This window comes from Methylobacterium sp. 285MFTsu5.1, from assembly GCF_000383455.1.
Classification (GTDB): domain Bacteria; phylum Pseudomonadota; class Alphaproteobacteria; order Rhizobiales; family Beijerinckiaceae; genus Methylobacterium.
Window position 1 is genome coordinate 62,642 of the sequence record NZ_KB911275.1, and the last position, 18,338, is coordinate 80,979.

Here is an 18,338-nt window from a genome sequence, read left to right on the forward strand (position 1 = left end):
GGCGCAAGGCCGCGTGAGACCAGGACGCCAGGAGCCCGCGATGGACCCGACACAAGCCCCGATCGAGGCGGCCCACGACTTCTCGTTCCTCGGCCTGTTCCTGCAGGCCGACCCGATCGTGAAGGGCGTGATGATCCTGCTGGTGATCGCCTCGATCGCCTGCTGGACGGTGGTGTTCGAGAAGGTCATCCGGCTCGCCGCCGCGCGGCGCCAGGCCAAGGCCTTCGCGAACCTGGTCCGCTCCGGGGGCAGCCTCGACGGCGAGCATCGCGGCATCGCCGGCCACGTGGTGAAGGCGGCGATCGACGCGTGGCGCGATCAGGATTCCTCCGAGACCCGGGCCGAGCGCCGCGACCGCATCGAGCGGGCGATGAAGGGCGCGCTCGCCATCGAGGTGAAGCGCCTGCGCACCGGCCTCTCGCTGCTGGCGACCTCCGGCTCCACGGCCCCGTTCGTCGGCCTGTTCGGCACCGTCTGGGGCATCATGAACTCGTTCTCGTCCATCGCCCGCAGCCAGGACACCTCCCTCGCCGTCGTGGCGCCGGGCATCGCGGAAGCGCTGTTCGCGACAGCGATCGGTCTCGTCGTCGCGATCCCGGCGGTGATGGCTTACAACAAGCTCTCGAGCGACGTGAGCGGCATCCAGAGCACCTTCTCGTCCTATATCTCGGTCCTGGGCAACCGCCTCGCGCGCGACCGCGCCGGCGCCCACCGCGCGGCCGCCGAGTAGCGCGGCCGGCGCCCGCCCCCAGAGAGCCGAACGTAAAGGTACCGGAGACGCCCCATGGCGATGGGATCCATTCGCGCGAACGACGACGACGACCTCGACGACGTGCCGATGTCCGACATCAACGTCACCCCGATGGTCGACGTGATGCTCGTGCTGCTGATCATCTTCATGGTCGCCGCGCCGCTGATGACCACCGGCGTGCCGGTCCAGCTGCCGAAGACCGCGGCGCCCAAGGTCGCGCAGTCGAAGAAGCCCGCCGAGGTGACGGTCGACAAGGACGGCAACCCCTCCATCGCCAAGGAGGTGTTCACGATGGAGAGCATCGTGCCGCGTCTGCGCGAGATGGCGGCGGCCGACAAGGATCAGGTGATCCTCGTGCGCGGCGACCGCGACGTGCCCTACGGCAAGGTGATGGAGGTCATGGGCCTCGTCGGACAGGCCGGCTTCACCAAGGTGTCGCTGATCGCGCAGTCGCCCGGCGGCGCCGCTCCGGCCGCGCCTGGCGCCGCCCCGGCCGCCCCCGCAGGGACCGCGCGCTGAGCCGATGAGCACCTACACGTCGACGGATATGCCGGCCGGTCTCGGCGAGCGCCGCCCGTCCGGGCTGCTCGCCGCTTTCCTGGTCGCCCTCGGGCTGCACGCCTGCGTGCTCGCCGCCGTGATGTTCCTGCGGCTCTCCCCGCCCGCACCGCCCGGCGAGCAGCAGATCACCGTCGACCTCGCGCCGCTCATGACCGACGCGGCCACCGAGGCCCCGGCGGAGCAGCAGATGAGCCAGGAGGCCCCGCCGGAGGCGAAGCCGGTGGACACGCCGCCCGACGAGGCCGTCCAGCCGCCGCCGACCGAGATGACCGAGGTGAAGCCGGAGGACACCCAGGCGGTCGAGATGCCGCAAGAGGCTCAGCCCGTGGAGGCGCAGAGCCAGGTGATCACCTCCGCGTCCGAGGCCGCCGAGCCGCTGGCGCCGCCCCCCACCGAGGTCGCCAAGTCCGAGGAGCCGCCCAAGCCGACGCCCGATCCGGCGAAGCTGAAGGCGGAGCGCGAAGCCAAGCTGCGCAAGATCCGGGAGGAGAAGCTCCGCGAGCAGAAGCGCGAGGAGGCGCGGCAGGAGCGCCTGGAGGAGATCCGCGAGGCGAAGGCCAAGGCCGCGCGCGAGGCCAAGGCCCGCGAGGCCAAGGCCCGGGCGGGCGCCGAGCGGAGTTCGGCGTCGGCCTCGCGCGAGAACGCGGCCGGTCGGGCCGCCGCGGGCAACGATCCGAGCGCCATGCGCCAGTGGCAGGGCGCCATCAGCGCGGCGATCCACAGCCGGATGAACGTGAACGCGGCCGTCGGCACCGGCGGCGGAACCGCGGTGGTGCGCTTCACCGTGATGCGCTCGGGTCAGGTGACGGGCGCCGGCGTGGCCCGGTCCAGCGGCGTCGGCCAGATCGACAGCGCCGCCCTCGCGGCGGTGCGCGGCTCGATGCCGGCGGCGCCCCCCGGCGTGACGCAGTCCAGCCTGTCGGTCTCCATTCCGCTCAACTTCCGCGTGCGCTGATCGGAGGACGATCCGGGCCGGATCCCGCTCAGCCGACCGCGAGCCCGATCCGGATCGTCCAGCGGACGCGTACGAATGGTGTGCGCCGTCAGTCCCGGTCGGCGATCCGGATTCGCCATCGGCCGCGCGGGCATGCTAAAGCCTTCGTGAACCTGCCTTCCCCGCGCGCCTGACGGCGATGCGGGAGGGCGCCGATCCGGCCTTGCCCCCCGCCCCTCGAACAGGCCGGACCCGCTCAGACCCCGTCCCGCGCAGGCTGCGCCGGGTCGGACCCGTCGAGCCGGGGTGAAAGGGACAGGATGAACGACGACACTGAGTACGACCTCGACGAGGTGAATGCCACCCGCGACGCGGAGGCGGAAGCCAAGACCCGGGCGGAGAACCGCGCCGAGCGCGCGGAACGGGCGGAGCGCATGGCTCGCGAGGGCGCCCAGGCGATGGCGGAGCACCACGCGGCCATCAAGGCGATGGACGAGCGGACGGTGCGGCTGCGCTCGCTCCGGCTCGCCAAGGAGGCCGCGGACGCGCAGGCCAAGGCGGCCGAGAAGGAAGCCAAGGCGGCCGCCAAGGGCAGCGCGAAGAAGGCCGCGCCGAAGAAGACGACCGCGAAGGGCTAGAGGTCGATGGCCGAAGACCGCAACCGCCGCCGCTTCAGCGACCCGCGCGCGGCAGCCGAGGCGGCCTTCCGGGCCGCGACGAGCCCGAAGACGGCCGCCCCGCCGCCGCAGGCCGCGCCGCGGCCGGCAACGGTCCCGGGTTCGCGGGAAGTGGTGAGCCTGCGCCTCGACAGCGCCGTGCTCGCCCATTTCCAGAAGGACGGCCCGGGCTGGCAGGACCGCATCAACGAGGCGCTCAAGGCCCTCGTCCCGGCGGCCGAGGCCTGAGACCTCCCGCGCGGGGAACGCCGTCGCGCCTGGGACCGGTGCTCAGACCGGCTTCGGCCGCTCGCGCAGGATCCGGTTCACCGCCCGGTCGAGGGCGGACAGAAAGGCCGACCGGTCGGCGCGCGAGAACGGTTTCGGCCCGCCCGTGATGGTCCCGGCCTCGCGCAACGATTGCATCAAGTCGCGCGTCGCCAGGGCGAGACCGATCCCGGCCTCGCTGAACGGCTTCCCAGTGAACGCCAGGACCGTGGCGCCGGCCTTCACGCAGCGCGCGGCCAGCGGAACGTCGGCGGTGAGCACGATGCTCCCGGCTCCGGCCCGCGCGGCGATCCAGTCGTCGGCGGCGTCGAGTTCCGGGCCGACGACCACGCGCTCGATCCAGGGCTCGCGCGGCAGGTTCAGCACGCTGTTGGCGACGACGTGGACGGTCAGGCCGTAGCGCTCGGCGACCCGGTAGGTCTCGTCCTTGACCGGGCAGGCATCGGCGTCGAGGTAGATCGGCGGGCGGGCCGGCGCGTCGCTCATGGTCGGGGCACCAGCTTCGAGGTGAAACCCGCCAGGATCAGGAGCACGCCCAGAGCGAATTGGCCGCGCTCGATATCGCCGCCCACCGACAGAACGACGGCGCGGCCGAAGACCGCGAGCCCGATCAGCGGCAGCCCGAAGCGCAGCGCCATCTTCACGGCGATCAGGGTGTTCGCCCGCGCGGTGCTCGCCCCGGCCATCAGCGGGCGACCGCGGCGCGGCGCGGCGCCAGATCCGCCACGGGTGCGGTCTCGGCGGGTCCGCGCTCGAGCGTCGCCACCGACAGCGGCGCGCCGCGGCCGCGGAGCGCGTGGGCGCCGAGGGACCGCGCCCGGACGCCGGCCGGCAGGCGCGGGAGGCGGTTGAGGAGATCCTGCGAGATCAGGATGCCGACGCCCAGCGGGCGGCACAGGGCCTCGATCCGCGACGTGACATTCACGGCGTCGCCGAAATACGCGATCTTGTGGCGGTCGACCCCGACTTCGGCCGTGACCACCGAGCCGCCGTGCAGCGCCGCCCGGAGCCGCGGGACCGTCCCGAACCGGGCTTGCCAGGCCGCGGCATCGGCCTCGATCCGGTCGAGCACCTCGAACACGCAGGTGACGCAGCGCGCGTCCTTCAGGCCGCGGGCCATCGGCCACGTCACCATGGCGAGATCGCCGATATAGTCGTCCACCGAGCCGCCGTTGCGCCGCACCGGCTCGGCGAGCGTCGCGAACACGGCGCTGAGATACTCCTGGGCGCGCAGGTCGCCGTGGGTCTCCGCGAAGGCCGTGGAGCCGACCACGTCGAGGAACAGGAAGACCCGCTCTTCCGCCACCGGCTTGTGATAGCGGCCGATCATGAAGTTCACGAACACCTCGCCGCCGATCAGGTCGCGCATCCGGATGACGAAGACCAGCAGGCCCGACACGGCCAGGGCGTAGGCCAGGACCCGCGCGGTCATGCGGGTCGCGGTCGTGAGGTCGTCCGGTGTCAGGGCGAACGCCCAGACGAGCAGGCCGCCCAGGGCGTTGCCCGCCATGATCATCAGGACATAGGCGAGTTCCGCGGCCAGCACGTAGAGCCAGGCCGGCAGCCGCCGGATCTTCGCCTGCAGGCCGGCCAGGATCAACCCGCGGTCGAACGCCAGCACCGTGGCGCCCATGCAGAGGCCGTACGTGAATCCGGCGAGGGGCGAGGCGCCGGCCGCGAAGATGATGTTGTAGAGCAACCCCGCGCCGGCCGCCGCCAGCAGGATCAGACCCCAGAATATCCGGTGGGCCGGCAGCATCGAGGCGTCTCCAGCATGGCCAGCCGACGGACCGTGCGCGGGTCCGGGCGTCGCGTGGCCCTGCGCGGCGGCGCTGCGCGGGGCGGCGCAGACTCGGCGAGCCCGCGCCGCCGGACTTCGGGCATGGGCCTAAAGTTTAGCGCCGCGGGAGGCCGCATGCCATTGCTCAACGCCCCAAGATGGCGCGAGTAAGGCGTGCCGGGTTGTTGCGCGGCCGAGCCGTGATACGCCGGCGGCCCGGGACTCGACCGGACCGCCGCCAGCAACCCCCTGTGACAGCGAAGAGGGAGCGCTGCCATGTACGCCAGGAGCTTCGGCGCGACGCGCGTCTCTGTGCCGGTGATCGGCCAGGGCACGTGGCACATCGACAGTTCGGACCGGACGGACGCGGTCCGGGCGCTGCGGGCCGGGATCGACGCCGGCATGACTCATATCGACACCGCGGAGATGTACGGGGACGCGGAGGCGATCGTCGCCGCCGCCGTCGCGGATTGCCGCGAGGAGGTGTTCCTCGTCTCGAAGGTGGTGCCGGGCAACGCGACGCGCCGGGGCGTCGCGCGGGCCTGTGAGGCGTCGCTCCGGCGTCTGCGGACGGACCGGCTGGACTGCTACCTGCTGCACTGGCCGGGCCAGCACCCGCTCGAAGAGACGATCGCGGGCTTCGAGGATCTGCGCCGTGCGGGCAAGATCCTGTCCTGGGGCGTCAGCAACTTCGACGTCGAGGATCTCGACCGCGTCCGGGCCATCGCGGGGCCGGACCGGATCGCCTGCAATCAGGTCCTCTACCACCTGAACGAGCGGGCCATCGAGCACGCCGTGCTGCCCTGGTGCGAGAAGCACGGCGTCGCCATGGTGGGCTACTCGCCCTTCGGCAGCGGCGACTTCCCCGATCCGGCCAGCGCGGGCGGCCGCGTCCTGGCGGGCATCGCGCAGAACCACGGCACGACGCCCTACGCGGTGGCTCTCGCCTACCTGACCCGGCTGCCGGGCACGTTCACGATCCCCAAGACCGGTCGCCCGGACCGGGCCGTCGAGAATGCCGGCGCGGCGGACCTGCACCTCGGCGCGGCCGAGATCGCCCTGATCGACGCGCATTTCCCCCGCGGACCGCGGCCCCGGATGCTGCCGATGCTGTGAGCCGCGGGCCCGCTCAGGCCCGCAGCGCCAGGGCCACGGGATCCGCCGGCGCGGCGGCGCGGACGCGGTTGCGCCCGGCCTTCTTGGCCGCGTAGAGGGCGGCGTCGGCCGCCGTGAACAGCCCTTCGGGCGGATCGCCGCCGGCCGGATCGGCACAGGCGACGCCGATGCTCACCGTCGCGATGCCACCGACCTCCGGGGCGTGGGGGATGCGGAGGTTCACCACGGCCCGGCGGACGCGCTCCGCCGCGACGCTGGCGGCCGTCGCGTCGACGCTCGGTAACAGGGCGACGAACTCCTCGCCGCCGATCCGGAAGCTCAGGCCGGCGGTATCGAGGGTGCGTTGCAGGCACTCCGCCACCGCTTTCAGCGCCTCGTCGCCGCGCTGGTGACCGAAGCGGTCGTTGAACTGCTTGAAGTGGTCAGCATCGACGATCAACAGCGCCAGGGGCGTCCGCAGCTGTGCGGCCCGCTTCCACTCCACGGCGAAGTGCTCGTCGTAGCTGCGCCGGTTCGGCAGGCCCGTCAGGCCGTCGGTCCGCGCGAGCACGGCGAGCGCGGCGTTGGCCTCGCGGCTGGAGGCTTCCGCGGCCACGTGGCGCCCGACCTCCCGGTGCAGCAGGATCGTCAGGCCGAAGGCGAGGAGGCAGAGGCACAGGATCAGGACGGCGACGATCGCCGCCTTGTAGATCCAGCCGCTGCGGATGCTGTCGACGTCCGTCGCCACGGTCACGATCAGCGGCAGGTCGTCGAGGTCGGCGAAGCTGTAGACCCGCTCGACGCCGTCGAGGAACGAGCGCCCCTGGAACTCGCCGCGCGCCTTGGCCCGGTACATCTTGTAGCCGGGGCTCGCGCTGATGTTCTGGCCGAGCGCCTCCGGCCGTGCCGGCGCCCGGATCAGCAGCGTCCCGTCCCGGTGGAAGACGTTCAGAGCGATGCCGTCGTCGAAATGCAGGCGCTCGAACAGCGCCTGAAAATGCGCGAGCCTGATCGATCCCGACACGATCCCGGCGAATGAGCCGTCGGGCGTCCAGATCCGCCGGGTCATGCGGATGATGGGCTCACCGGTCATGAGAGATACGGTCGGCCCGGACAGGATCAGGCCGCCTTCGGGATTCGACCGATGGAACTCGAATTCCGGCAGCGTGCGCATGTTGGGCCGGGTCCGCACGCCGGGATCGCTCGTCAGCCGGACGTCGCCGGCCGCGTCCGTGACAGCGATCGGACCGAGGCCGGAGCCCGCCACAGCCGTGTCGAACAGCGCCAGGCGCCGAATATCCGGGTCCAAGGCCGCGATGTCGGCGCGACTCGCGAGCCGTGCGGAGTTCCGCAGCGAGAGGTCGTAGACCCGCAGGCTATGGCCGACGCCCTCCTCGATCACCGCCAGGAGATTCCCGGCGTTGCGGCGGGCGTTGTGCCAAGCGACGTCCCGCAGATCCAGGCAGAGATAGACGCCGAGCAGCGCGAGGCAGAGCAGTAGGCATGTGCCGGCCGCCGCGATCAGGCGCGAGGCGCGATCGTCCAGGTGAGCTCTGATCGCTGTAGCGGTCGCGCGCAGAAGCATTGGCTCGATCGGGCTGCCACGAACCGCGCCATTGCGGTTGACGGGCTTACTGTTCACCCGATCTTACGTCCACGAAGATTGAAAAAGCGGTTATTGGCGGCACTAAGAAGCGCTGAATCACCGCTAATACAAATACAGGCCGCCGTGGCTGTCAGTCCCGCCTCGACGCGTTCACCGTGGGCCGGAGCCCGGGTGTGATCGCGCAGATGCACGAAGGCGCGCGCCGCGGGCCGCCTCTCGCCCGCAACGCGCGCCGCCGCCTGGTCCCGACGAACGCGGAAACCACGGAGCGTCAGTCACCGATGCCGAACAGCTTCTCGATGAAGTTGCGGTCGTCCTTCGGTGCGCGCCGCGACGGTGCGGCCTGGCGCGGCGCCGGGGCCTCCGGCTCGCCGAGGATCTGGCCCAGGAGCCCGCCCGGGCCCGCCGGGGCGGCACTCGCCACCGAGGCGGTCGTCTCCGGCTGGCGGCGCCAGCGGTTGAGGCCCGGGAGCGGGACCGGCGTCTGCCCCTTCAGGGCTTGGGTCATATAGGTCTTCCAGATCTCCGCCGGCAGGTTGCCGCCGGTGACCTTCTTGGTGAGCTCGCCGTCGTCGTTGCCGAGCCAGACGCCGGTCACGAGGCTGCCCGAGAAACCCATGAACCACGCGTCGCGGTAATCCTGGGTGGTGCCGCTCTTGCCCGCGAGGTCCCAGCCGGGAATGTCGGCCTTCTTGCCGGTGCCGCTGACGAAGGTCTCGTGCATCATGGCGTTCATCATGCCGTCGGCGTTGGCGTCGATGACCCGGCCCAGACCGTTGTCGGACCGCTTGTAGAGGACCTTCCCGTCCTGGCTCTTCACGGCGGTGACCACGTAGGGGATCACGCCGATGCCACCGTTGGCGAAGGCCCCGTAGGCGCCGACCATCTCCAAGAGCGTGACCTCGGACGTGCCGAGGGCGATGGAGCCGTTGGCCTGGAGCGGCGAGGTGATGCCGAGCCGCTGGGCGGTCTGGACCACGGTCTTCGGCCCGACCTCCTGGCCGAGGCGCACCGCGACGGTGTTGAGCGACTGGGCGAGCGCCGTCCGCAGGGTGACGGGACCCTCGTAGCGGTGGGAGTAGTTCTCCGGCGCCCAGTTGCCGATCCGGATCGGCGCGTCCTCCCGGACCGTGTCGGGCGTGGCGCCGTGCTCCACGGCCGCGAGGTACACGAAGGGCTTGAACGAGGAGCCGGGCTGACGCTTGGCGGTCGTGGCCCGGTTGAACTGGCTCTGCGCGTAGTCGCGGCCGCCGATCAGGGCGCGGATGGCGCCGTCCGGCCGCATCGAGACCAGCGCCCCCTGGCTGACGTTGTAGCGCGTGCCCTTGGCGTTGAGCTCGTCGGTGAGCGCCTTCTCGGCCGCCGCCTGGAGGCTCGGATCGACCGTGGTCTGGACCGTGATGTCGGTGTCGAACTTGCCGACGTAATCGTCGAGCACGTCCATCACGAGGTCGGCGACGTAGTTGGCCGACCCGCCGCCGCGGGCGTTGGCGGGCTTCGCCGGCTGGGCGAGCGCCACCTTGACGTCCTGCGCCGACGCGAAGCCCAGCTCCTGCATGGCGGCGAGCACCTGCGCGGCGCGGGCCTGGGCAGCCGGGAGGTTGCGGTTCGGGGCAAGGCGCGAGGGCGCCTGCACGAGGCCGCCGAGCATCGCGGCCTGCGCGAGGCTCACCTCCTTGGCAGGCTTGCCGAAATAGCGCTGCGCCGCCGCCTCGACGCCGTAGGCGCCGGCGCCGAAATAGACGCGGTTCAGGTAGAGTTCGAGGATCTCGTCCTTCGTGTACTTGTGCTCGAGCCAGAGCGCGAGGATCGCCTCCTGGATCTTGCGCGAGGCCGAGCGCTCCGGGGTCAGGAACAGGTTCTTGGCGAGCTGCTGGGTGAGGGTCGAGCCGCCCTGCGCCACGCCGCGCCGGGTCAGGTTCTGGCCGATGGCCCGCATGATACCGACCGGGTCGACGCCGAAATGCTGGTAGAAGCGCCGATCCTCGATCGCCACGAAGGCGCGCGGCAGGTAGGGCGGCAGCTCCTTGATCGACACGACGCGGCCGCCGGTCTCGCCGCGGTTGGCGAGCAGGGAGCCGTCGCTCGCCAGGATCGCGATGTTGGGCGGACGCTTCGGCACCGCGAGCTGGTCGATCGGTGGCAGCTGCGAGGCGTGGTAAGCGATGAGCCCCGCGAGCCCGATCACCCCCCAGAGGCCGAGGACGACGCAGCCGTAGACGATGCGGCCGAGCCAGGAACGCCGGCGTCGGCCGCGACCCGAGGCCTTCGCCCGCCCCGTTGTCCGCGCCGGCGCCTTGCTCGGCTGCCGCGCTCCGCCGCCCGATCGCTTCGCCACGCCGTCTCCTGCCCCGGGGCGGTCCTCACGGGTCAGGCGCAGGTCGAGTTCGCCGCGATCCCGCGCGCGCCCTTCGGGCACGTCGAAGTTCGGCTCAATCCTGCCCCGACCCTTGGCCATGCATCCCGTTCTCGAATGTTCCGCCGCGATGCGCGACCGTCAGGCACGCCGCAGGACGGTTTCCGCACGCCAAATGCGGCGGTTTCGCGCCCCGTCCGGCAACGACACCGGGGCCGGCACCGCCGGCGATCCTTGTCGAAACCGTTTGTGACCGCTTCGCGGTACGGTGCGGAAAAAGGCTGGCCAATCCGTTAAGGACCGCGCCGGACGGTCGGGATCGAGCCCGGCCACCGCGTGTTGGGACGACGCTGCCCTAGCGCGCGGCGCCCTGAAGCTCGCCCGTGCTCGCCAGGATCGTCTCCTGCAGCGCGGTCGCCGCCGCGTGGTGGCGACCCGGGCCGAGCACGACGAACTCGACCGCGCCGAGCGGCGGCAGGCCGGCCGCCTCGGAGATCGCGGCGAGGCCCGGCGGCAGGATCTTGGCCGAATGCGGCGCGATGCCCAGGCCCGCCTCGACGGCGGCCCGCAGCCCCATCAGGCTTCCGCTGGTGCAGGCCACCCGCCAGGACCGGCCCACTGCCTCGAGGGCGTCGAGCGCCAAGGTGCGGGTCATCGACGGTGGCGGGTAGAGCACGAGGGGCAAGGGCTTGGCCGGATCCGGCACGAGGCCGGGCCGGCCCGTCCAGATCAGATCCTCCGCCCAGGCCAAGGTCCCGCGCGGGTCGCCGCGCCGCCGCTTGCAGAAGATCACGTCGAGCTCGCCCGCATCGTAGCCCTGGTAGAGGGCGCGGCTCAGCCCGACCGTGATCTGCAGATCGACCGCGTCGTGCCGATCGGCGAAGCGGGCCAGGACCTGTGCCAGGGTCGACAGGGTGTAGTCCTCGGAGACGCCGAGCCGGATGCGGCCGCGCAGGCCTTCCGGCGAGAAGAAGGCGCGCAGCCGGTCCTGCGCGTCCACCACGTCGCGGGCGAAGCCGATCATGGCCTGACCGTCCGGCGTGGGCGCGACCCGGTGGGTGTCCCGCGTCAGGAGCGCGCGACCGAGCGCCTGCTCTAGCCGGGCGATGTGCCCGCTCACCGTGGATTGCCGCAGACCGAGAGCCTGCGCCGCGGCGGTGAAGCTGCGGCTCTCGACGACGGCCAGGAACGAGCGCAGCAGCTCGATGTTCGGGTTGCCTATCATGAGTCACGATAACCGATATCGGTAACCTGCGGGCGCCGCGCAGCGTTAGGGTTCGGGACAACCCCGTCCCAGAGCCGCGCCGCGAAGCCTTGCCCGATGTCCGCACCCGTTATCGTGACCACGCTGTTCGTCGGCGGCCTCATGGCGATCCCGACGCTCGGGAAATGGGCGACGCAGGTCACAGAGGTGCTCGCCTCCCTGCTGGCGATCGCCACCGTGCTGGTCGCGATCCTGTATCTCTGCGATCGCTGGCCCGACTACTTCGCCAATCCGCGGATGCCGGTCGGCCTGACGGCGACGCCCTTCGCCGACTGAGACGATGAGTCGTCCCGCGCGAGCTCGGAGACCGGGGAGCGATCCCTTCGCCGGCGCCGCCCTGGCGTTCGTCGCCGGCTTCGTCGACGCTGCGGCCTTCATCGCCCTGACCGGCCTCTTCACCGCTCATGTCACCGGCAACTTCGTCCTGATCGGCGCCGAGCTGGTCGCGAGCTCCAGCGGCGTGGTGGCCAAGCTCCTGGCGCTGCCCGTCTTCGTCGGAGCGGTGGCGGGGGCGCGGGTCCTGGCCCTGGCGCTGGAGCGGCGGGCTTTCGACCCCCTGCCCTGGCTCCTCGCCGTGGAGGTGACCCTGCTCGCGGGATTCGGGCTGTGTGGCACCGTGTGGTCGCCCCTCGGCGGAGCGGACAGTGCCGCTTCCATCGCCGTCGGCATGCTCGCGGTCGCGGCCATGGGGTTACAGAACGCCATCGGCCGCCTGTCTCTCGGCCATCTCGCCCCCACCACGGTCATGACGGTGAGCGTCAGCCAGGCCGTCATCGACGCGACCGACCTCGTCCTGGGACGCGGCCCACAGCGCGATCAGACCCGGGAGAGGTTCCTGCGCGTGCTTCCGGCGATCGCGGCCTTCGCCGCGGGCGCGCTGTTCGGCGCCTTCGGGATCGCCCATCTCGCCTTCGGCAGCATCGTCCTGCCGCTCGGCGTTCTGACGGCCCTGATCGTCCTGGCCGCGGCGCCAGGAGACGCCGGCGCCGGGCCGTGAGGAGCCGCGCCGCGCGGCGCTCGGGCGGCGACCGCCGTCACCGCTCGGCCGGCGGTTCGGGCGATGGCTTACCCAGCACCCGTCGCGCCTCGGCGAGCAGCACGGGATGGCGGGCCGCCTGCGGACCGGAATCCGGCGTCTCGCGGCCGAGCCGGGCGATGCGCGCCCCGAACAGGCGCCGGCGCAGACCGAACCGGCGGACGCTCATCAACAGCGCCTGAAGCACGAGGCGGACCGCCTCGGTCCGCTCGCGCTCCTCCACGATCGCCGCCGCGAGAGCGGCCTCGCGCCGGAGCGCGGCTTCGAGCTCCTCCCGGACGGCGGCGCGGGCCGCCTCGTCCTTGCGCGCCGCGTCGAGCTGGATCCGGCATTCCTGGAGTGCGCTGAGCAGCAGAAGCTCCTGCGCGGACGCATCCCTCATCAAGGCCTCCCGGGGCGCCGTCTCCCGTCCGACGACGGGGCGTTCCGCCCGATCACCGTCGCGCCGGCCGCGGACCGGCCCGCGCGCATCCTTGTGCGACGCCATAGCGAGCGCGGCCGCTGGCCGGAAGCCGCCGACCGGATTATTCGGCACCCGCACCGCGAACCACGGGGGAATCGGGGACGTGCAGATTCGGATCGCTCTGGCCTTCGGGGCCATCACGCTGGGAGGCGGCGCGCTGGCACCCGCCCCGGCCCAGGCCTACCAGCTCGACACGGTGAACCTGGTCGGCTGCGCGCAGGAGGGCGGCGTCTGCCGGATGCCCTATCCCACCAACGTCTATTACGGCGTGCCCGGCCGGACGAACGGCCGGCCGTTCCCGCAGGGCGGCGTCGTGCCCTGCAACACCCAGACCTTCGGCGATCCGGCGCCGGGCCAGGCGAAGAGCTGCTGGTACGCTCCGCGGATCAACGCGGGCGGCGGTGGGGGCTACGGCGGCGGCTACGGCGGTGGCGGCGGGGGTGCCTACGGCGGCGGGGGCGGCTACCGGAATGACGGCTACGACGACCGGCGCGACGCCTACCGCGACCGCCGCGACTACGACCGCCCGCCGCCGCGCCGCTCCTACGACGACGATTACGGGCCGGGGCCACGCCGCTACCGGGGTGATCCCGACGAGTACTGATCTCGGTCGAGCAGGGCAGGCACGGGAACGTATTTGCCCTGTTAACCGCGATCCGGCATCGTCCGGCTCCGCGGAGCCACGAGACGGGACGGAGGAGCTGATGACGGAGAATCGCCGCGGCACCTTCCGGAAGAACGCCTTCACGTTCGGCGCCGTGCTGCTCGACGGCGGCGAGGTGAGCTGCCTGGTCTGGGACGCCACCGACGTCGGCGCGCAGATCGAGGTCGAGGACGATCAGGCCGTGCCGGACCGCTTCGCGCTTCGTGTCAGCACGGGCACCGAACCGCGCCCGGCCACCGTGGCGTGGCGGCGCAGCCGGCGGATCGGTATCGCCTTCGACGGCTGAGGTCCCTCAGGTCGCCTGCAGGGCCGGGCTCGGCTTAGGCCCGGACCCGGCCAGCCGGAACCGGCGCGGCCGGACGAACAGCAGGTCGAGCGCCGTTCCGCGGACCAGCCGCTCCAGCATGAGCGGCAGGACAACCGCCATCGCCATGACGGTCAGGCTGGCGAGGCCGATATCGGCGATCGCGCCGGTGCGCACGAGGATCTCCCGGGTCGCCGCCATCGGCAGCGAGAAGGCGAGGTAGATCACGATCGAGCGCTGGCCGCAGGTCCGGACCGCCTCGGCGACCGGACCGCCGGCGCGGCCGATGAGAGCCGCCGCCACCAAGATCGCGAGGGCACCGGCCCCGCCGAGGGCGAGGCTCACCAGCGGCAGGCTGGCGAGGGTCGGATGATCCGGCAGGCCCGACGGGGTCAGCGCGAGCCAGCCTTCCAGGACCGCCCAGGCGCCGAGGCCGCAGAGGGCGAGCGGGACGCGGCGGCGCGCCGCGTCGGCGAGCGCGAAGATCCGCCCGGCGAACAGGTAGCCCGCGACGAAGTAGACGTAGCGGGCGCAGAACTCCTCGATCAGGGTCGACTCGCTGCGGATGTCGGCGATCTGCAGCAGGGCGGCGCCGGCGAGGAGCACGCCGCCGGGCACGCGGCGCAGGGCCTTGGTGACCACCGAGAACACCGCCAGCAGGTAGATGAACCAGAGGCTGGAATAGGGCTCGATCAGCGCGTGGGCGAGATGCGCCGCGAAGGCCGCGGGACCGGCATCGCCGACGATCTTGCCGTACTTGGCGACCGACTGGATCACCAGCCAGAGCAGGTAGAAATAGGCGAAGTGGACGACCCGGCGGTCGGAGAACAGGCGCCAGTCGCGGTCGATCACCCGCCCGACGAACAGTCCGGAGAGCAGGAAGAAGTCCGGGATGCGGAACGGCTTCGCGAAGGCGACGATCGGGTGGAGGAAGCCCTCGCCGCCCATGGCCTCGCCGGTGCCGATGACCGAATGCATCATGACGACCAGGAGGATGCAGATCCCCTTGGCGATATCGACCCAGGCGAGTCGATCCCCCGTATCCCCGACCCCGGCCATCGTCCGAACCCTCGCGATCGGGGCGATCCTGGACCGGTTCGGGTTGACGGCAAGGAACGGGGCGGCGGCCACCTGCGGATGTGACGAACGCCCGGTAAACGCCGGCCGGGCAGGTGTCAGATCTTGCGGCGCGCCGACTTCCGCTCGCGGGTCATGCGCGTGGCGGCGTGGAAATCGTCGGGCTTGCCGCGGACCCAGACGAGGAAGCGCGCGATCTCCGGATCGGCGCGCAGGGCCTCGACGTCGGCGAGGCGCTTGGCGATCTCCGCCTCGCTGTAGCGGGCGTGGATCGCCGAGTGGCAGATCTGGTGCAGCCGGACCGTGCCGCGATGGGTCCCGCCCTTCAGCTTCGGCGTGAGGTGATGGAGGCTGGAGCGGGCGCGGCGCGGGATCGGGCGCTCGCAGAGGGGGCAGACCGGGTCCGGCGGGCCCGGGACGCCCGGCGCGTCCGGATCCTCGGCGCTCCAGCGCTGCGAGCGCCGTCCGACCACGCGAGCCTCCCTCTCCTACCCCTGCTGGTCCACCGGCTGCGGGCAAGCCGGACCGACGCCCTGTCCGAACAGCGCTTCGGCCTCGCGATCCCGGCTCCCCAGGATGGAGACGTGGTCCCCCGGGATCACGTCGATCCGCGCCCGCGGGCCGGCCGCCTCGGCGAGGTTCCGCGCCAGCTTGGCCGGCACCACCGTGTCGTCGCGGCCCTGCACGATCAGCACGGGCGCCGACCCGTCGCGGATGCGCAGGTCCGAGCGGTACGTGTCGCGCAGGAGCCAGATCGGGGCTAGCGGGACATGCAGCCGCACGGTGTGGGTCATCGAGTCGAACGGCGCCTCCAGGTACAGGCCGATCGTCGGCACCCGTTCGGCGACGGCCACGGCCACGGCGGCCCCGAGGGAGTGTCCGTGGAGGAGGATCGGCGCGTCGGGCGCCCGCGCCCGCGCGGCCTCGACGGCCGCCAGCCCGTCGCGGATCAGCCCGTCCTCGCTGGGGCTGCCGGTGGAGCCGGGATAGCCGCGATAGGCCACAGTGAGCACGCCCCAGCCGCGCGCCCGCCAGGGCTCCGCGGCGAAGCGGGCCGCGTGCGGCTCGGGGCGGGACCCGTTGCCGTGGAAGCTCACGACGACGCCGCAGCCCGGCCGCGGAGGCCGCCACAGGCCGTGCAGGGTCTCGCCGTCGGGGGTCGCGACCGTGATCGTCGCGAGGCCCGGCGGGATCGTCCACGGGTTCTGCGGCCCGAAGGCGCCCGGATAGAGGAACCGGCGCTGCCCGAGCGCGAGCGCGGCGCAGGCCAGCCCGCAGAGGAGGAGCGCGGCGAGCAGGAGGCCGGCGATGAGGCGCATTGCGGTGCGATTGCGGCGGGGGAGAACGCGTGCGTTCGGACGAACGGTTTCGGGGATGTGTTTTCTAGGGCGGCCGGTCAGCATTGACAAAGCCGTCCGCGGGCCCGAGTCTGGAACCGTTCCGAGGGGGGCCCTGAAGAGGGCTGAGATTGGGCACGCTGCCCTGACCCTTGAACCTGATCCGGCTCATACCGGCGGAGGGACGGGAACCTGCGGTCGCATCTCGCGCGACCTCATCTCATCTCGGCCATCGCGTGGACCGGACCGCTCCAGCACGAGGAGAGGCCCACGATGAACGCACCCGTTCTCCCGAAGGACGTGAAAGGCAGCCCCGAGACCGTGACCACGGGTCCGGTCACCGGATCGCGCAAGGCGTACGCGAACCCGGCCGGGCGGCCGGACATCCGCGTCCCCTATCGCGAGATCGTCCTCTCCGATCCGAAGGAGGAAGCGGTGCGGGTCTACGACCCGTCGGGCCCCTACACCGAGACCGATGCCCGCATCGACCTCAATGCCGGCCTCCCCGGCGTGCGCGAGCCCTGGGTCGCCGCCCGCGGCTACGCGGCCGTCGCGCCGCGCGCGGTGAAGCCCGAGGATAACGGATTCGCGGGCGACAAGCTCGTGGCCCCCTGCCCCGCCGAGCGGACCATCCGCAAGGCGGCCCCGGGCCAGATGGTGACCCAGTACGAGTTCGCCCGCGCGGGGATCATCACCGAGGAGATGATCTACGTCGCCCACCGCGAGAACGTCTGCCGGGAGGCCATGCTCGCGGGCGCCGAGGCCGCGCTCGCGGACGGCCAGAGCTTCGGGGCCTCGGTCCCGCCCTTCATCACCCCGGAATTCGTCCGCGACGAGATCGCCCGCGGCCGGGCGATCATCCCGGCCAACATCAACCACACCGAGCTGGAGCCGATGGCGATCGGCCGGAACTTCCTGGTCAAGATCAACGCCAACATCGGCAACTCCGCCGTGACCTCCTCGGCCGCCGACGAGGTCGAGAAGCTCGTCTGGTCGATCCGCTGGGGCGCCGACACGGTCATGGACCTGTCCACCGGCCGCAACATCCACAACATCCGCTCGTGGATCATCCGCAACAGCCCGGTCCCGATCGGCACGGTGCCGATCTACCAGGCGCTGGAGAAGGTCGGCGGCGACCCGCTCAAGCTCGACTGGGAGGTCTTCAAGGACACGCTGATCGAGCAGGCCGAGCAGGGCATCGACTACTTCACGATCCATGCCGGCGTGCGGCTCGCCCACGTGCCGCTGACCGCCCGGCGCGTCACCGGCATCGTCTCCCGCGGAGGCTCGATCATGGCGCGCTGGTGCCTGGCCGGGCACCGGGAATCGTTCCTCTACGAGCGGTTCGACGAGATCTGCGACATCATGCGGGCCTACGACGTCTCGTTCTCGCTGGGCGACGGCCTGCGCCCGGGCTCGATCGCCGACGCCAACGACGCCGCGCAGTTCGGCGAGCTGGAGACGCTCGGCGAGCTGACCAAGGTCGCCTGGGACAAGGGCTGCCAGGTGATGATCGAAGGCCCCGGCCACGTGCCGATGCACAAGATCAAGGTCAACATGGAGAAGCAGCTGAAGGAGTGCGGCGAGGCGCCGTTCTACACCCTCGGCCCGCTGACCACCGACATCGCCCCGGGCTACGACCACATCACCTCGGGCATCGGCGCCGCCATGATCGGCTGGTTCGGCACCGCGATGCTCTGCTACGTCACCCCGAAGGAGCATCTCGGCCTGCCGGACCGGGACGACGTGAAGACCGGCGTCATCACCTACAAGATCGCCGCCCACGCCGCCGACCTCGCCAAGGGGCATCCCGCCGCGCAGCTCCGGGACGACGCGCTCAGCCGCGCCCGGTTCGACTTCCGCTGGGAGGACCAGTTCAACCTGGGCCTCGATCCGGATACCGCCCGGCGCTTCCACGACGAGACCCTGCCGAAGGACGCCCACAAGGTCGCGCATTTCTGCTCGATGTGCGGGCCGAAATTCTGCTCGATGAAGATCACGCAGGACCTGCGCGCCGAGGTGCTGGCGATGGAGGAGGCCGGCGAAGTCGTGGGCGCGGCGCCCGCGATGTCGAAGGCCGAGGCCGAGGCCGGCATGCGGGCGAAGTCGCAGGAGTTCCTGGCCGAGGGCGGCAAGCTCTACGTCGACGCCGCCGAGTGAGACGGG

21 protein-coding genes and 1 riboswitch are annotated in these 18,338 nt (G+C 71.9%); of the genes, 11 read left to right on the forward strand and 10 right to left on the reverse strand.

The window, feature by feature from the left end; genetic code table 11:
• Window positions 1-40 precede the first annotated feature (40 nt).
• The 5 genes from H288_RS0111900 to H288_RS0111920 all read left to right on the forward strand — a co-directional run bounded on the left by H288_RS0111900 (window position 41) and on the right by H288_RS0111920 (window position 3,151).
• Window positions 41-730: a MotA/TolQ/ExbB proton channel family protein gene (locus tag H288_RS0111900; protein WP_020092809.1), complete on the forward strand. Its 690-nt coding sequence runs from the start codon at window positions 41-43 to the stop codon at window positions 728-730.
• A gap of 54 nt (window positions 731-784) precedes the next feature.
• Window positions 785-1,270, forward strand: a complete 486-nt coding sequence (locus H288_RS0111905) for an ExbD/TolR family protein (RefSeq protein ID WP_020092810.1) — start codon at window positions 785-787, stop codon at window positions 1,268-1,270.
• Window positions 1,271-1,274: 4 nt separating this feature from the next.
• Window positions 1,275-2,267, forward strand: coding sequence for an energy transducer TonB (locus tag H288_RS0111910; RefSeq protein WP_020092811.1), 993 nt, complete (start codon window positions 1,275-1,277; stop codon window positions 2,265-2,267).
• Window positions 2,268-2,566: 299 nt separating this feature from the next.
• A complete protein-coding gene (locus H288_RS0111915; RefSeq protein WP_020665400.1) occupies window positions 2,567-2,884 on the forward strand; it encodes a hypothetical protein in 318 nt (105 codons plus the stop codon).
• Window positions 2,885-2,890: 6 nt separating this feature from the next.
• On the forward strand, window positions 2,891-3,151 hold the full coding sequence (locus H288_RS0111920; protein ID WP_020665401.1) for a BrnA antitoxin family protein: 261 nt from the start codon (window positions 2,891-2,893) through the stop codon (window positions 3,149-3,151).
• 42 nt (window positions 3,152-3,193) lie between these two features.
• On the opposite strand, the gene H288_RS0111925 is transcribed toward H288_RS0111920, so the two are convergent.
• The 3 genes from H288_RS0111925 to H288_RS0111935 are packed head-to-tail and all read right to left on the reverse strand — an operon-like array spanning window position 3,194 to window position 4,949.
• The gene (locus H288_RS0111925; RefSeq protein ID WP_020092812.1) at window positions 3,194-3,676 is read right to left on the reverse strand and encodes a YaiI/YqxD family protein; all 483 of its coding nucleotides are present in this window, start codon (window positions 3,674-3,676) and stop codon (window positions 3,194-3,196) included.
• Window positions 3,673-3,876, reverse strand: a complete 204-nt coding sequence (locus H288_RS0111930; RefSeq protein ID WP_020092813.1) for a hypothetical protein — start codon at window positions 3,874-3,876, stop codon at window positions 3,673-3,675. The genes H288_RS0111925 and H288_RS0111930 overlap by 4 nt, the downstream gene beginning before the upstream one ends.
• Complete coding sequence (locus tag H288_RS0111935) at window positions 3,876-4,949, reverse strand: adenylate/guanylate cyclase domain-containing protein (RefSeq protein WP_020092814.1); 1,074 nt, start codon at window positions 4,947-4,949, stop codon at window positions 3,876-3,878. The genes H288_RS0111930 and H288_RS0111935 overlap by 1 nt, the downstream gene beginning before the upstream one ends.
• Window positions 4,950-5,246: 297 nt before the next feature.
• On the opposite strand from H288_RS0111935, the gene H288_RS0111940 reads away from it, so the two are divergent.
• Complete coding sequence (locus H288_RS0111940; RefSeq protein WP_020092815.1) at window positions 5,247-6,086, forward strand: aldo/keto reductase; 840 nt, start codon at window positions 5,247-5,249, stop codon at window positions 6,084-6,086.
• A gap of 13 nt (window positions 6,087-6,099) precedes the next feature.
• Here the strand turns inward: H288_RS0111940 and H288_RS0111945 are convergent, their stop codons facing one another.
• From H288_RS0111945 to H288_RS0111955, 3 genes are all read right to left on the reverse strand, one after another.
• Window positions 6,100-7,650, reverse strand: a complete 1,551-nt coding sequence (locus H288_RS0111945) for a diguanylate cyclase (RefSeq protein ID WP_020092816.1) — start codon at window positions 7,648-7,650, stop codon at window positions 6,100-6,102.
• Window positions 7,651-7,942: 292 nt separating this feature from the next.
• Window positions 7,943-10,129 (reverse strand): transglycosylase domain-containing protein, encoded by a 2,187-nt coding sequence (locus H288_RS0111950; RefSeq protein ID WP_020092817.1) that lies wholly within the window; start codon window positions 10,127-10,129, stop codon window positions 7,943-7,945.
• Between the two features lie 253 nt (window positions 10,130-10,382).
• Window positions 10,383-11,249 (reverse strand): LysR family transcriptional regulator, encoded by an 867-nt coding sequence (locus tag H288_RS0111955; RefSeq protein WP_042672295.1) that lies wholly within the window; start codon window positions 11,247-11,249, stop codon window positions 10,383-10,385.
• 99 nt (window positions 11,250-11,348) lie between these two features.
• Here H288_RS0111955 and H288_RS0111960 point away from each other — a divergent pair, with 99 nt between their 5' ends.
• Both H288_RS0111960 and H288_RS0111965 read left to right on the forward strand, forming a co-directional pair.
• A complete protein-coding gene (locus H288_RS0111960; protein ID WP_020092819.1) occupies window positions 11,349-11,567 on the forward strand; it encodes a hypothetical protein in 219 nt (72 codons plus the stop codon).
• Window positions 11,568-11,571: 4 nt separating this feature from the next.
• Entirely contained in the window at window positions 11,572-12,288 is a 717-nt protein-coding gene (locus tag H288_RS0111965; protein ID WP_020092820.1) for a DUF1275 family protein, read from the forward strand.
• Between the two features lie 37 nt (window positions 12,289-12,325).
• On the opposite strand, the gene H288_RS0111970 is transcribed toward H288_RS0111965, so the two are convergent.
• Window positions 12,326-12,709, reverse strand: coding sequence for a hypothetical protein (locus tag H288_RS0111970; protein ID WP_026604872.1), 384 nt, complete (start codon window positions 12,707-12,709; stop codon window positions 12,326-12,328).
• A gap of 184 nt (window positions 12,710-12,893) precedes the next feature.
• On the opposite strand from H288_RS0111970, the gene H288_RS0111975 reads away from it, so the two are divergent.
• Both H288_RS0111975 and H288_RS0111980 read left to right on the forward strand, forming a co-directional pair.
• The gene (locus H288_RS0111975; protein WP_020092822.1) at window positions 12,894-13,394 is read left to right on the forward strand and encodes a hypothetical protein; all 501 of its coding nucleotides are present in this window, start codon (window positions 12,894-12,896) and stop codon (window positions 13,392-13,394) included.
• Between the two features lie 100 nt (window positions 13,395-13,494).
• Window positions 13,495-13,740 (forward strand): hypothetical protein, encoded by a 246-nt coding sequence (locus H288_RS0111980; protein WP_020092823.1) that lies wholly within the window; start codon window positions 13,495-13,497, stop codon window positions 13,738-13,740.
• A gap of 6 nt (window positions 13,741-13,746) precedes the next feature.
• On the opposite strand, the gene H288_RS0111985 is transcribed toward H288_RS0111980, so the two are convergent.
• From H288_RS0111985 to H288_RS0111995, 3 genes are all read right to left on the reverse strand, one after another.
• The gene (locus H288_RS0111985; RefSeq protein WP_020092824.1) at window positions 13,747-14,817 is read right to left on the reverse strand and encodes an acyltransferase family protein; all 1,071 of its coding nucleotides are present in this window, start codon (window positions 14,815-14,817) and stop codon (window positions 13,747-13,749) included.
• Between the two features lie 116 nt (window positions 14,818-14,933).
• The gene (locus H288_RS0111990) at window positions 14,934-15,308 is read right to left on the reverse strand and encodes a restriction endonuclease (protein ID WP_020092825.1); all 375 of its coding nucleotides are present in this window, start codon (window positions 15,306-15,308) and stop codon (window positions 14,934-14,936) included.
• A gap of 15 nt (window positions 15,309-15,323) precedes the next feature.
• Window positions 15,324-16,154 (reverse strand): alpha/beta hydrolase, encoded by an 831-nt coding sequence (locus H288_RS0111995; protein WP_020092826.1) that lies wholly within the window; start codon window positions 16,152-16,154, stop codon window positions 15,324-15,326.
• Window positions 16,155-16,268: 114 nt separating this feature from the next.
• Window positions 16,269-16,374: riboswitch (TPP riboswitch) on the forward strand.
• Between the two features lie 71 nt (window positions 16,375-16,445).
• Here H288_RS0111995 and thiC point away from each other — a divergent pair.
• Window positions 16,446-18,332 (forward strand): phosphomethylpyrimidine synthase ThiC, encoded by a 1,887-nt coding sequence (thiC, locus tag H288_RS0112000; RefSeq protein WP_020092827.1) that lies wholly within the window; start codon window positions 16,446-16,448, stop codon window positions 18,330-18,332.
• Window positions 18,333-18,338: the final 6 nt, after the last annotated feature.